This window comes from Acidovorax sp. A79, assembly GCF_041154505.1.
Lineage (GTDB): Bacteria > Pseudomonadota > Gammaproteobacteria > Burkholderiales > Burkholderiaceae_C > Acidovorax.
Genome location: NZ_AP028672.1, coordinates 5,649,343 through 5,663,250, shown reverse-complemented (window position 1 = coordinate 5,663,250; position 13,908 = coordinate 5,649,343). Strand labels below are relative to the sequence as shown.

11 protein-coding genes and 1 tRNA gene are annotated in these 13,908 nt (G+C 65.9%); 1 reads left to right on the top strand and 11 read right to left on the bottom strand.

Features of this window, described 5'->3' with window-relative positions; translation table 11 throughout:
• Positions 1-29: 29 nt before the first annotated feature.
• The 5 genes from ACAM51_RS26220 to nirB all read right to left on the bottom strand — a co-directional run bounded on the left by ACAM51_RS26220 (position 30) and on the right by nirB (position 7,702).
• Positions 30-1,784 (bottom strand): protein kinase, encoded by a 1,755-nt coding sequence (locus ACAM51_RS26220; protein WP_369642347.1) that lies wholly within the window; start codon positions 1,782-1,784, stop codon positions 30-32.
• Positions 1,785-1,928: 144 nt separating this feature from the next.
• Positions 1,929-2,738 (bottom strand): formate/nitrite transporter family protein, encoded by an 810-nt coding sequence (locus tag ACAM51_RS26215; protein ID WP_369642346.1) that lies wholly within the window; start codon positions 2,736-2,738, stop codon positions 1,929-1,931.
• A gap of 390 nt (positions 2,739-3,128) precedes the next feature.
• The gene (locus ACAM51_RS26210) at positions 3,129-4,439 is read right to left on the bottom strand and encodes a nitrate- and nitrite sensing domain-containing protein (protein ID WP_369642345.1); all 1,311 of its coding nucleotides are present in this window, start codon (positions 4,437-4,439) and stop codon (positions 3,129-3,131) included.
• Between the two features lie 165 nt (positions 4,440-4,604).
• Positions 4,605-4,961 (bottom strand): nitrite reductase small subunit NirD, encoded by a 357-nt coding sequence (gene nirD, locus ACAM51_RS26205; protein ID WP_369642344.1) that lies wholly within the window; start codon positions 4,959-4,961, stop codon positions 4,605-4,607.
• Positions 4,962-5,167: 206 nt separating this feature from the next.
• Positions 5,168-7,702 carry a nitrite reductase large subunit NirB gene (gene nirB, locus ACAM51_RS26200; RefSeq protein ID WP_369642343.1) on the bottom strand — a complete coding sequence of 845 codons (2,535 nt, stop codon included), beginning with the start codon at positions 7,700-7,702 and terminating at the stop codon, positions 5,168-5,170.
• A 620-nt stretch (positions 7,703-8,322) separates the two neighbouring features.
• Between nirB and ACAM51_RS26195 the strand changes: the two genes are divergently transcribed.
• Entirely contained in the window at positions 8,323-8,526 is a 204-nt protein-coding gene (locus ACAM51_RS26195; protein WP_218297537.1) for a hypothetical protein, read from the top strand.
• Positions 8,527-8,706: 180 nt separating this feature from the next.
• On the opposite strand, the gene ACAM51_RS26190 is transcribed toward ACAM51_RS26195, so the two are convergent.
• The 6 genes from ACAM51_RS26190 to pheS all read right to left on the bottom strand — a co-directional run bounded on the left by ACAM51_RS26190 (position 8,707) and on the right by pheS (position 13,869).
• Positions 8,707-9,006 (bottom strand): single-stranded DNA-binding protein, encoded by a 300-nt coding sequence (locus tag ACAM51_RS26190; RefSeq protein WP_218297538.1) that lies wholly within the window; start codon positions 9,004-9,006, stop codon positions 8,707-8,709.
• 245 nt (positions 9,007-9,251) lie between these two features.
• Positions 9,252-9,328, bottom strand: a tRNA-Pro gene (locus ACAM51_RS26185).
• A 30-nt stretch (positions 9,329-9,358) separates the two neighbouring features.
• On the bottom strand, positions 9,359-9,793 hold the full coding sequence (locus tag ACAM51_RS26180; RefSeq protein WP_218297539.1) for a MerR family transcriptional regulator: 435 nt from the start codon (positions 9,791-9,793) through the stop codon (positions 9,359-9,361).
• 97 nt (positions 9,794-9,890) lie between these two features.
• A complete protein-coding gene (locus ACAM51_RS26175; RefSeq protein ID WP_218297540.1) occupies positions 9,891-10,217 on the bottom strand; it encodes an integration host factor subunit alpha in 327 nt (108 codons plus the stop codon).
• Positions 10,218-10,240: 23 nt separating this feature from the next.
• A complete protein-coding gene (pheT, locus tag ACAM51_RS26170) occupies positions 10,241-12,688 on the bottom strand; it encodes a phenylalanine--tRNA ligase subunit beta (RefSeq protein ID WP_369642342.1) in 2,448 nt (815 codons plus the stop codon).
• Positions 12,689-12,816: 128 nt separating this feature from the next.
• On the bottom strand, positions 12,817-13,869 hold the full coding sequence (pheS, locus tag ACAM51_RS26165; RefSeq protein WP_218297542.1) for a phenylalanine--tRNA ligase subunit alpha: 1,053 nt from the start codon (positions 13,867-13,869) through the stop codon (positions 12,817-12,819).
• Between the last annotated feature and the right edge of the window lie 39 nt (positions 13,870-13,908).

The following is a 13,908-nucleotide window of genomic DNA, read 5'->3' as shown; positions in this document are numbered from 1 at the left end:
TGCCCGGCAGCACCGCCCTTTCTGGCCGCTCAGCGCCCAAAAACACGCAACCCGGCCAGCAAGAGCACGGCCAGCGCCAGCACCAGCGTGGCGGTCTGCCAGAAAACGACCGGATTGCGCTCCACCAGCGGTGCCGCCCTGCGGCGCTGGAACCGCAGCCCTGGGGACTGCAGGTCGTGGACGAACTCCGACACCGCCTCCTGGCGCCTGGCCGGATCGGGGTGCAAGGCCTTCTGCAGCACGGCATCCAGCCAATCCGGCAGGTCGGCCCGCAAGTGGCGGACCGGCACGTACCGCAGCCGTTTCACGTCACCCGCCGAGCGGATGCGCACCACCTGCAGGCCATACGGCAGCTGCCCGGACAGCATCTGGTACGTGAGCACCGCCAGCGAGAACAGGTCGGAACGCGCGCTGCCCCCCATGCCCGCAAAATACTCCGGCGCGGTGTACTGCAAGGTGCCGGCAATGGATGAGCCCATGTCCAGGCCGTGCGCTTCCTCGGCCAGGCCAGCGACCAGCGTGGAGCCGAAGTCGATGATCCGGGCGGTTCCCGTGCGGTCAATCATCACGTTCTCCGGCCGCAGGTCCTGGTGCAGCATCTCCTTGCCATGGAAGGCCTGCAGTCCCTTCGCCACTTGCGCCACCAGGCTGCGCACCGCGTCGAGATCCGGGCGGGGATGGTCGATCATCCACTGCGCCAGGGTCTGGCCTTCCACGAATTCCATGGCCACGTAGACATGCTGGCGCGGCCGGTCGCTGGTGTGTGGCCGAAGCACATGGGGGCTATGGATACGCCGCGCCACCCACTCTTCCAGCAGGAAGCTGTTGAGATAGCCGGCGTCATCGCGCAACGCCGTCGATGGGGTCTTCAGTACCACCTGCTGCCCCGTCGCGTCGTCCACCGCGAGGTGCACGTGGCTGCGCGCGCTCGCGTGCAGTTCGCGCACCACGGTGTAGCCTTCGAAACGCATCCTGGGCGACAGCGGCGGCGCGAACGCGAGGCCTTCGCGCAGCGCATGCAGGCGGTGGGCTTCAGGATCGGGCAGCGCATCGATGCGCAGGATCTGCACGGTCATGTCGTCGTCGGCGCCGCGGGCCTGCGCACCCTCCACGAGATCTTGCGCGGCCTGATCGAAGTCCCCGGGAAACCGTGCCAGAGCCGCATGCACTGCGGCTGCATCGAAATGCGTGTACGCACCGTCGGTGGCCAGCACGTAGAGGGCCCCCACATCGGCCGGCAGGCAGCAATAGTCGATCTCGACATGGGCACTCGTGCCAAGCGCGCGGCCCAGGAACGATTCGGCCGACGACAGGTGGACACGGTGGTCCTGCGTCAGCTGCTCGAGCGACTGCCCGTGAAGGCGATAGATGCGCGCATCCCCCACATGCAGCACATGGACATCGCGGCCTTTCAGGATCAGCGCGCTGAAGGTGGTCACATAGCCGCGGTCCTTGTCGAAACGCGCGTGGCTGCGCATGGTCTGCGCATGCAGCCACGCGTTGGTGGCACTCAGAACGCGCTGGGCCGAGCGACGCACCGACCAGGCGTCGGAGGTGGCGTAGTAGTCGTCCAGGAAACTGCGCACCGAGGCCGCGCTGGCCTCCTGGCTGACCGTGCTGGACCCTATGCCATCGGCCAGGGCGACGACGATCCCCTTGGAGCCGCGCAGCGGCTCACCGGGCAACATGGCACCATGAAAGTCCTGGTTGACGCCCTTGCGCCCCGCCCGCGAGTGCTGGCCCAGCGTGACGCGCAGCCCGCCCGGATCCGTGCCGTGGCCCATCAGCGGTCCATGGCGCTGCACGCCACCGCCAGCCCACGCAACCGGCGCGGCCCACCCGCCAGCCGCCGCGCGGGGGTCGCCCCGCCGCGCTGGCGGCGTCCCCATGCCCGCAGCGCGCAGCGGCGAGGTCGCTCAGGGAGAAGCTCAGACATGGCGCTTGGGCGCGGTCTTGTAGTGCGTGGAATACAGCGTGGCACCGACGAAGGTAAGGCCTCCGACCAGATTGCCGAGCACCGTGGGAAGCTCGTTCCAGATCAGATAGTCCATCAGCGTGAACTTGCCGCCCAGCATCAGGCCGGTGGGAAACAGGAACATGTTGACGATGGAATGCTCGAAACCCATGTAGAAGAAGATCATGACCGGCATCCACATGCCAATGGCCTTGCCCGAGACCGTGGTGGACATCATCGCGGCGACCACGCCGGTGGAGACCATCCAGTTGCACATCACGGCACGCACGAACAGCGTGAGCATGCCGGCAGCGCCATGGGCGGCATAGCCCACCGTGCGGCCCTCGCCGATGTGGCCGAGCTTCTCGCCGACGGCATTGGGCGCCTCGCTGAAGCCGAAGGTGAAGATGATGGCCATGAAGACCGCCACCGTCAGTGCGCCCGCGAAGTTGCCCACGAACACCAGGCCCCAGTTGCGCAGCACGCCCGCCCAGGTGGCGCCTGGGCGCTTGTCGAACACCGCCAGCGGTGCGAGCGTGAAAACGCCCGTCAGCAGGTCGAAACCCATCAGGTACAGCATGATGAAGCCCACGGGGAACAGCATGGCGCCGACCAGCGGGTTGCCGGTGTTGACCGTGACGGTCACGGCAAACGCGGCCGCCAGCGCCAGGATGGCGCCGGCCATGTAGGAGCGGATCAGCGTGTCGCGGGTGGACATCAGGAGCTTGGATTCACCGGAGTCGACCATCTTGGTCACGAACTCGGCAGGGGCAAGGTAGGCCATTGAATTTCCTTTGGGACGGGAGACTATTGACAGCGTCCCGGACGGCGGGCCGGCGGAACGCGCAAGGAGGAAAAAAGAAAACGGCGTCCGCTGCGCCGTCCTCCAGTCATCTGGAGGAGACGCAAGGGACGCCGTTATCCTTGGATGCGCGATTCCTTTGCCCGCGGAAGACCACGGACGGTGGGTTGGCAAGCCGCCTTTAGCCGACAACCACTTCTCTCCATGCAAGTTCCATACCCCTGATGGAATGGTGCATCGGAGCGTGGCCCGTCCCTCTCTGGCGCATGCGCGGCGACCACCGCAAGAAATGAGCCTCCACTCGGTGCGGCACCGGCACCACAGTGGGTCACCAGTGCCTGCCCGCCCCGTTGCGGGGCACCGCGACGCTATCTATGAGGACTTGGCGCCTGACAGCGCAGACTGCGCAAAGGCGAGATCGGGCAGGGACAGCGTGGCCTCCGCCACCTCGAGCAGCCGGCGGTTCTGGTCCATCGAGGTTTTCTGCAACACGCGGAAGGCGACTTCCTCGTTCATGCCCAGGCGGGCCATCAGCACCCCCTTGGCGCGCTCGATCACCTTGCGTTCGTTCAGCGTGCGGCGCGCCGCCTCCAGCTCGGCCTCCATGCCGGCCATGCGCGCCGACTGGGCCTGCAGCAGTTCCAGCAGCGAAGCCGATTCGGCCCCGTGCGTGCCGGCCGCCGCCTCCGGCACGGACGTGGGTGCAATCGCGATGTCGAAGAACCGGTCCACCGCGTGCGTGCGCTGCGGCGGGTTGTCGCGCAGGCCGCGCAGCAGGCCCCTGGAGTCCTGCAGGTCCTGCTGCGCTTCGAGGATGCGAGCCTCGCAGTCCTCGCGCAGACGCTGGACCAGTTCGACCTGCAGTTGCCACAGCGCGTTGATGCGCTCCGTGCACACGTCGAACCAGGCGTCGCTCAGGTTGCTGTCCAGGGCGGCGCCGGGGCGCACCACGCACAGCGTGCGCCGCAGCCGCTCCAGCTGGGCCATGCCGGGGGCAAGCTGCTGCTGCTCCCAGCGTCCACGCAGGGCCGGATCGGCAAACTCGGAAAACACGCGCAAGCTGCGCTCCTGCGCGTCGATGAGGTGCAGCACCCGCTGCTGGTGCGCGTCGCTGCCCTGGCCAGAGGCATAGAGCAGCGCGCCCATGGCGCGCTCCTGGCCCGCCTCTTCCTGCGCCTGCACCAGGTGCAGCAAAGCCACCAGCTGGCGCGATACGCTGGGCAGCCCCGCCGCATCGGCCACATGGAAGACCAGCTCGATCAGACCCGCGATCAGGTGGCTGAACGCAGCGATCGAGTCGTGTGCGGTCATCGCCTGCTTGTCAATCTGGCTGCGCAGCGCGGGCAGAGAATCAAGCCCCAGGAGGGCCCACGCCATGAGCGACAAGGCCTTGGCCGTCGCGCCCTGTTCGGGTTCCACATGCTGGGCAAATTCCTGGCGCAGTCGCGCCTCCAGGGGCAGCACCTCCTGGATGATCCGGCTGCGCATGTCGGCAAAACGCTGGGCATTGGACGCCAGGTAGGCGCCCGATGCGCCGCGCTCGCGCTGCAGACCTTCTATCAGCTGGCCGATCGTGTCCACCAGAACGGCCCGGCTGGCGAGGTGGCGCACCGCGTCGATCTCCAGCTGGCGCGAGCGCAGCACAAGGGTCGAAACGGTCAGGGACGCGGCCTGGTCGGGCATGCGGGAACTCCAGAAAATCGATACGAGGGAATGCTAACCCCAGAACCTGCCGCGCGCCCGCCAAGCCTCCAGGGGCCTGCGCGGAACGCGATGCAATGCACTTCCGCACAACCCGGCCCGAAGAGTTGCCGGGACACGGCCTCAAGAGACCTCAAGGGCAGGCCCTCAGGCCATTGCAATGCTGATGCGCCCGCCCTCGGCGCGCACACCGTGCGCCCGCACCGAATGCTCGGGCGCCTCCAGGCATTCGCCGGTGCGCAGGTCGAAATGGTTCTTGTACAGCGGCGAGGCGACCACGACGCGCTCGCCCAGGTTACCGATCAGCCCGCGCGAGAGCACGCTGGCGCCCGACTTCGGGTCCACGTTGTCGATGGCGAAGAACTGGTCGCTGCCGGTGCGGAACACCGCCACATGGCGGTTGGCCACCAGGGCGCAGACGCCGGTGCTGGGCAGGATGTCGTCGACCGCGCAGATGTCGGTCCAGGCAAGGGGGTCGGTGCTGTTCATGGGAAGTGCGCTCATGGGAGTTCTCCGTTATTGATTCATTGCGCTACAGGTTGCCCGCAACGCGCGCAACTGGCGCAGCCGACACCAGTGCCCCACGCAAGGGCCGCCCCGCCGCGAAGGCGGCGTATCCAGCGCATGCGCTGGGGGCGTCCCCCTCCCGGACTCGCACAGCGCGTCGAGAGAAGGGTGAAGGCGCGAAGCGACTCAGGGGGTGCTTCATGTCAGGCGGCCTGGTGGATGGGGATGACCTTGGCGCCGCGCTCCTCCGCGCGGGCCGGGCGGATCTGGCCGCGCTCCTCGACGAAGAGCACGTTCTCGTCGGCCTTGTCGCTGTTCACGAACGAGCGGAAGCGCTTGCGCGTCTCGGGGTCGGTCACGGCGGTCTTCCATTCGCACTGGTAGGTATCGACCACGTTCTGCATCTGCGATTCGAGCTCGGCGCACAGGCCCAGGCTGTCCTTTTGCAAGACATCCTTGAGGTAGTCGAGGCCACCTTCGAGGTTCTCGCGCCAGGTGCTGGTGCGCTGCAGCCGGTCGGCCGTGCGCACGTAGAACATCAGCACCCGGTCGATCATGCGCACCAGGTCTTCCTTGGACAGGTCGGACGCGAACAGCTCGGCATGGCGCGGTTTCATGCCGCCGTTGCCGCAGATGTAGAGGTTCCAGCCCTTTTCGGTGGCGATGATGCCGATGTCCTTGCCCTGCGCCTCGGCGCATTCGCGCGTGCAGCCCGAGACGCCGAACTTGATCTTGTGCGGAGCACGCAGGCCCTTGTAGCGGTTCTCCAGCTCCACGGCCAGGCCCACGCTGTCGCCCACGCCATAGCGGCACCAGGTCGAGCCCACGCAGCTTTTGACCGTGCGCAGGGACTTGCCGTAGGCATGGCCGGACTCGAACCCGGCGGTGATCAGCTCCTCCCAGATCAGGGGCAGCTGTTCCAGGCGCGCACCGAACATGTCCACCCGCGCACCGCCGGTGACCTTGGTGTACAGGCCGTACTTCTTGGCCACCTGGCCCACGGCGATCAGGCCGTCGGGCGTGACCTCGCCACCGGGCATGCGCGGCACCACCGAGTAGGTGCCGTCCTTCTGGATGTTGCCCAGGTAGTAGTCATTGCTGTCCTGCAGGCCGGCCAGCTCCTTCTTGAGCACGAACTCGTTCCAGCACGAGGCGAATACGCTGGCCGCCACGGGCTTGCAGATGTCGCAGCCCATGCCCTTGCCGTGCTGGGCCAGCAGTTCGCCGAAGCTCCTGATGTTGCCCACGCGCACCAGGTGGTAGATCTCCTGGCGCGAGTACGCGAAGTGCTCGCAGATGTGGTTGTTCACGGCCATGCCGCGGCGCGCCATCTCGGCTTTCATGACCTGGGTGACCAGGGGCACGCAGCCGCCGCAGGTGGCACCGGCCTTGGTGCAGGCCTTCATCTCTGCGATGGTGCAGGCGCCATTGCCCACGGCTTCGCAGATGCCGGCCTTGGTGACGTTGTTGCACGAGCAGATCTGTGCCGTGTCGGGCAGGGCATCCACGCCCAGGCCGGGTTTGGCCTTGCCATCGCTGGACGGGAAGATCAGGAACTCGGGGTCCTCGGGCAGCGTGATGCCGTTCAGGGCCATCTGCAGCAGCGTGCCGTATTCGGTGGCGTCGCCGATCAGCACGGCGCCCAGCAGTTGCTTGCCGTCTTCGCTGATGACGATCTTCTTGTAGACCTGGCGGCGCTCGTCCACATACTGGCAGGTGCGGCTGTGGGGCGTTTTCGCATGGGCGTCGCCGATGCTGGCCACGTCCACGCCCATGAGCTTGAGCTTGGTGCTCATGTCGGCGCCGACGAAGGCAGCGTCTGTCTCACCCGCGATGTGGCGGGCCGCCACGCGCGCCATGTCGTAGCCGGGTGCCACCAGGCCGAAGGTCTGCTCGTTCCACGAGGCGCATTCGCCGATGGCATACACGTCATGGTCACTGGTGCGGCAGGCGCTGTCGATGGCCACGCCACCGCGCGGGCCGACGGCCAGCAGGCTCTGGCGCGCCAGCTCGTCGCGCGGGCGGATGCCGGCGGAGAAGACGATCATGTCCGTCTCCAGCCAGGTCCCGTCGGCAAACACCATCCGGTGGCGCGCACGGGCGCCATTGGTGATCTCCTGAGTGTTGCGGCCGGTGTGCACCTGCACGCCCAGCTCCTCGATCTTGGCGCGCAGCACGCGGCCACCGCCCTCGTCCACCTGCACGGCCATCAGCCGGGGGGCGAACTCGACCACATGGGTTTCGAGGCCCATGTCGCGCAGCGCCTTGGCGCATTCCAGACCCAGCAGGCCGCCGCCCACGACCACGCCGGTCTTGGACTTGGCGCCCGAGGCCTGCATGGCCTCCAGGTCCTCGATGGTGCGGTAGACGAAGCAGTGGTCACGGTCGCGCCCCGGCACCTGGGGCACGAAGGGGTTGGAGCCGGTGGCCAGCACCAGCTTGTCGTAGTGCAGCACCTCGCCGTCGACCGTGGTCACGGTGCGAATGCGGCGGTCCACCGATGCGGCCCGCGCCGCCAGGCGCAGGGTGAAGCCGGTGCGCTCGAAGAAGCCGGGCTCGACCAGGGAGAGTTGCTCGGCCGTGGTGCCGCTGAAGAAGGCGGAGAGGTGCACCCGGTCGTAGGCGGGGCGTGGCTCCTCGCACAGCACTGTGACCTCGACGCCGGTCATGCCGGTCTCGGCCAGGCTTTCGAGGAACTTGTGGCCGACCATGCCGTGGCCAATGAGAACGATTTTCATGCTAGTGATCCTGCAATGGACCGGGCCGCCCGGAGGGCAAGTGCAGGGATGCTGTGCATCGGCAGCCCCGAGGGAGGCAACCAGTGCACCTCACCCTCCGCAACGGCACGGGTGTGGATTGGAACGACCCCACGAGAGGCTCATAGCCTCGCTCGTCCGGGGGTTCCGCCATCATTAGCGGAGGGTGTTGGTCGGTCCGACGGCAGCTTCACCGGCAGACATGCAACGGTAGATCGCAATATCCATGCCGCCCTTTCAGCCCCTGCGGCCACATAGCGCTCGCCAGGAGCGGGCAAGCGGGTTGGCATCAGCGACCCGGCCGGCACGGAGTCGCATCAATGCGGTGCAAACCATCACCAAATCAGGGCATCGCCTCAGGTTGGGACAAATTGCCGCAGGCAGACCGCGTCGGAATGCCCCAGGGACAGCCAGGAGTTCTGGTACCTGGAACGCGTGCCGTGTGCTGGTTTGTTGCCATTCTTTCTTTTTCAAACGTGCCCGCCTCATGCAGACTGAGACGATGCAGTCCGGCCGGTCAGGACACCTGTTCAGTGCTCCTGAAAGGATGGCCAGCCAGGGCAGGAATCCCAGAGCTTTTTTCCTATATGAGGACTACCAACATGAGCGTGGAACGCAGAGGCAGCGCGGACAGGCGCAGCGGAAAGGACCGCCGGCAAGTGGAAAAAGGGCCGCCCACCAACTATGAACGCAGGCGCACGGTCGAAGCGCGGCAACCCGAGCTGACGGAACTGCACCTGAGCGAAGAAGAACTCAAGGCACTGGGATTCGCGCAGGACCAGCCAGCACCCCAAAAACCAACCTGATCGCTGCGACCTGGCAGCAGCCACGTTTTCAATGCTGTTTCGTGCGCGGCAGGGTATCCGTCGCAAGCACCGCCCAGGCAGGCGGCTGGACTCGCCCGCCCTCTCCTCTTGCACCGCCCGTTGGCACGTCACGCCGTGGCGAGCGCGAGTCGCAGAATCAGTTTTGCATCGCCTTGTTTTTTATTCGCCGTGCAGCGTGAGCAGGCGGTGCGCGACCATGTCCAGCGCGGGCCGCGTGTTTCCCTGCTTGTCCGTCCAGACCCTTGGCGTGATGCTTCCCGCCAGCGCCACAGAGTCTCCATCGCGCAGGGCGTGCATGGAGGCGCAGACCCCTGCCTCAAATGCAATCACGTTGACGAACAGCGTCTCGCCATCCGCCGTGCTTGCTCGCACCTTGGAGACGGTAAAAGGCTTCCCGGCCTTGTCAGTACGCCGCTCGGCCTCGCCATACAGCCTGCCGGCCACCAGTCCATCGATCATGAGAGTCCTTTGCGGGGCGAGCCGCTACTTTGGTTTTGACGGGGGCAACCGCAACACGGGCTGACCACATGTCAGCACTACCTCGACAGGGAGCCTGCTGATCAGCGGGGGCTCGGTATCGCCACCATGCCTGCACAGCACGCAGCAGCAAGCCGCCTTTCATTTCACCCCAGGCCGTGTGGCATGTTTTTCCGCGACCAAGCAAAAAAGCCCAGAACCTTTCGGTTCTGGGCTTTTGCTAACAATGGTCGGCGTGGCGGGATTCGAACTCGCGACCCCTTGCACCCCATGCAAGTGCGCTACCAGGCTGCGCTACACGCCGACAAGACTTAGATTATATGCAGAAAAAAGGTCAACCCAGAGAAAGTAGCGCCCGAATTTCAAATAATTCTTTGCGCACCGCATTGGAGTCCAGCGTGATGCCCATCGCATCGATGGAAAGATCGCGTGCACTGTCCACCAGCATGCTGGGCATCTCGGAATCAAACCCGTTCATCGCGCCGTCGGCCCCTGCCTCATCGCGGGCGGGATGCGCAAGCTCCTGCAGGCGATTGCGCGCGCCACTGATGGTGAACCCCTGGTCATACAGCAGATCCCGGATGCGGCGGATCATGAGCACTTCATGATGCTGGTAGTAGCGCCGGTTGCCACGCCGCTTCATGGGACGCAGTTGAGTGAACTCCTGCTCCCAGTAACGCAATACATGGGGCTTGACGCCACAAAGCTCCGCGACCTCACCAATCGTGAAGTAGCGCTTGGCGGGGATCGAAGGAAGGGGGGTGCCCATGGGTGGTGGATTCAAACCGGTCAGCCAGCTAGCGTACTGCAGACGCGCACAGACCGCCAGTCATCGGCAACATTCTGGTCACAAAAACGGCACAAATTCACGATCCGGCAGCCGTCTGGATCTGTTCCTTGAGTTTGCTGCTGGCGTGAAACGTCACCACGCGGCGTGCCTTGATCGGAATGGCCTCGCCCGTGCGCGGGTTGCGCCCGGGCCGTGGTGCCTTGGTGCGAATCTGGAAGTTGCCGAAACCCGACAACTTCACATCCTTGCCCTCCACCAGGCTCTGCGAGATCAGGTCGAAGAATGCGTCGATCATGTCCTTGGACTCGCGCTTGTTCAAGCCAATCTGGTCAAACAGCAGATCGGCCAGTTGTGCCTTGGTCAGCGCTGGCGTTTCCAGGCTTTCGACGGCGAATTCGATCATGGCGTCAGCTCCCTTGAACATCATCAGACACGCAGCCGTGCGCCCATGCGCTGGGCCAATTGCCCCACCACCGCTTGAACAGCGGCATCGATCTCGGCCTCGGTGAGCGTCGCCTCGTCGCTGCCCAGAGTCAGGCGCACCGCCAGGCTCTTCTCCCCGGGAGCCAGGCCACCGGCGGGTGCCTCTTCGCCCGCACGCAGCGCCTTGGGCCGGTACACATCGAACAGCACAGCCGAACGCAGCATTGCGCCAGGCACCGCTTGCTGGACCGCCGCCATGACCTCGGCATGGGTGACCCGCTCAGCGACCACCACCGCCAGATCACGTTCGACGGACTGGTGCTTGGCCACGGACTTGAATTGGGGCACTGCACGCTGCAATACGGCATCCAGTTCGAGTTCAAACATCACCGGCGCTTGCGGGAGCTCCCACGATTGGCGCCATTGCGGGTGCAGCTCGCCCACGAAACCCACGGCCCGCCCGTTGAGGAGCACCCGCGCGCAACGGCCGGGGTGCATCGCAGGATGGACGGCCGGCTCGAACGTGGCTTGCAGCGGCGCCAGCAAGGCCTCGAGATCGCCCTTCACATCGAAGAAGTCGATCGACTGCTCCTTGCGGCCCCACTGGAGCGCATCGTTGGGTCCATAAGCCAGACCGGCCACGCGCATGGGCTGGTGAAAGCCTTCCACCGTGGTGTCGGTGTTGGCCACGCTGGCATCCCGCAGGAACACACGGCCCAGCTCGAACACGCGCACGCGCTCGGCGCGGCGATCCAGGTTGAACTTGAGCACCTGCAGCAGAGAGCCCAGCAGGCTCGAGCGCATCACGCTCATCTGGCTGGCAATGGGGTTGAGCAGCTTGATGGGCTGCACGTTGGCCGCCAGCTCCCGCTCCCAGCGCTCTTCCACGAAGCTGAAGTTGATGGTTTCCTGGTAACCCAGGCCCGCCAGCGTACGGCGCACGGCGAACGGGCTGCGCGTGGCCTCGGGCGGCAGCTTGGGGGTGATGGGGGCCAGCGGCGGCGTCGTGGGCAGGTTGTTGTAACCCACCATGCGCGCAACCTCTTCGATCAAGTCTTCTTCGATGGTGATGTCGAAGCGGTAGGCCGGTGGCGCCACGGTGAGAGTGCCATCGCCTTCCGTGAACGGCAGGCCCAGGCGCCTGAACACGTCAGCGCACTGCACCTGCGTGAGCGGCATGCCGATGACCTTGGCCGCGCGCGCCACGCGCAGCGTGACGGGCTGGGGCACGGGCAGGTTCACGCGCTGGTCGTCCATCGGGCCGCAGGCCGTCTCGGGCGTGCCACAGATGTCAATCACCAGCTGGGTGATGCGCTCGATGTGCTCCACCGTCAGCGCAGGGTCCACGCCGCGCTCGAAGCGGTGGCCCGCATCGGTCGAGAAGTTGTAGCGGCGCGAACGCCCGGCCACTGCCTTGGGCCACCAGAAGGCAGCCTCGATGTAGATGTGCTTGGTGTCGTCCGAGACAGCGGTGGCGTCGCCGCCCATGATGCCGGCGAGCGACTCGACCTGCTGGCTGTCGGCGATCACGCCGACCTTTTCGTCGACGGTGATGGTGTTGCCGTTGAGCAGCTTGAGCGACTCGCCCGCCTTGCCCCAGCGCACATCCAGCCCGCCATGGATCTTGTCCAGGTCGAAGATGTGCGAGGGACGGCCCAGCTCGAACATCACGTAGTTGGAGATGTCCACCAGCGGCGACACGCCGCGCTGGCCGCAGCGCGCCAGACGGTCGAGCATCCACTGCGGCGTGGTGGCGCGGGTGTTCACGTTGCGCACCACGCGGCCGCTGAAACGGCCGCACAGGTCAGGGGCACTGATCTTCACGGCCAGGGTGTCCGGGACTTTGGAGGCCACTGCCGGGAAGGCCGGCTGCGAGAGGGGCACGCCGGTCAGCGCGGAGACTTCGCGGGCGATGCCGTACACGCTCAGGCAGTGCGCCAGGTTGGGCGTGAGCTTGAGCGTGAACAACGTGTCGTCCAGGTTCAGGTGCTCGCGGATGTCCTGGCCCACGGGCGCGGAGGCATCCAGTTCGAGCAGGCCGCCGTGGTCTTCCGACAGCTTGAGCTCGCGCGCCGAGCACAGCATGCCCTGGCTTTCCACACCGCGCAGCTTGCCGACCTTGATCAGGAAGGGCTTGCCGTCGTCGCCCGGCGGCAGCTCGGCGCCCACCAGGGCGCAGGGCACCTTGATGCCCACGCGCGCATTGGGTGCGCCGCACACGATGTTGAGCAGGGCGCCCTGCCCCACGTCCACCTGGCACACGCGCAGGCGGTCGGCATCGGGATGCTGCACGGCTTCCTTGATCTCGCCCACAACGATCTTCGCGAACGGCGGCGCCACGGGGCGCAGCTCCTCCACCTCCAGGCCGGCCATGGTCAGCGTCTCGGCCAGCTCGGCGGTCGAAAGGGGTGGGTTGCAGAACTCACGCAACCAGGATTCAGGGAATTGCATAGTCGAACTCTTGTACGGGGTCGTATACGGAAACTACCCTGCGCGGCCTCTCAGGACACATGCGCCAGGGTGAAAACGGCTGGGCGGACCGCCGGGCTGCCCGAATGGCAGCCGTCCGGCCCTGCTGGTTACTGGAACTGCGACAGAAAACGGATGTCGCCGTCAAAAAACAGGCGCAGGTCGTTCACGCCATAGCGCAGCATGGTCAGGCGGTCGGGGCCCATGCCGAAGGCAAAGCCGATGTATTTTTCGGGGTCCAGACCCATGTTGCGCACCACGTTCGGGTGCACCTGGCCCGAGCCCGCCACCTCCAGCCAGCGGCCGGCCAGGGGGCCGGTCTGGAACTGGATGTCGATCTCGGCGCTGGGCTCCGTGAAAGGAAAAAAACTCGGGCGAAAGCGCAGAACCAGGTCGTCGCTTTCAAAGAAGGTGCGGCAAAACGCCGTGAAGATCACCTTCAGATCCTTGAAGCTCACGTTCTCACCAATCCACAGGCCTTCGCACTGGTGGAACATGGGCGAGTGCGTGGCATCGCTGTCCACGCGGTAGGTGCGGCCCGGCGCGATGACGCGGATCTCGGGCATGGGCTGTCCGGCGTCGAGCAGCGCGCGGTGCTTCTTCACATGCTGCACCGCGTGGCGGATCTGCATGGGGCTGGTGTGCGTGCGCAGCAGGTTGGGCGCCTCGGGGGTGCCGCCTTCCACGTAGAAGGTGTCGTGCATGGAACGCGCGGGGTGGTCTTCCGGCGTGTTCAGTGCGGTGAAGTTGAACCAGTCGGTCTCGATCTCGGGGCCCTGGGCCACGTCAAAACCCATGGAGCCGAAGATGCCCTCGATGCGCTCGAGCGTGAGCGACACGGGGTGCAGGCCGCCCTGCCCGCGCTGGCGCCCTGGCAGGCTCACGTCCAGGGCCTCTGCCTTGAGCTGGACCTGCAGTTCCGCATCGGCCAATGCCTGGCGGCGCGCGGTGAGCGCGGCCTCGATGGCCTGCTTGGCGACGTTGATGGCGGCGCCGCGGGACTTCTTCTCATCCACCGACAGCTGCGCCATGCCCTTCATGAGCTCGGTCACGCGACCCGACTTGCCCAGGAACTGCGCCTTGGCGTTTTCCAGATCAGCAGGGGTGGCGCTTTGGGCAAACAGTTGCGTCGCGCTCTCGACCAGGGAATCCAACTCGTTCATATCGACTCTTGAAAATGAACAAGGGCTAGCGCCTTTTCA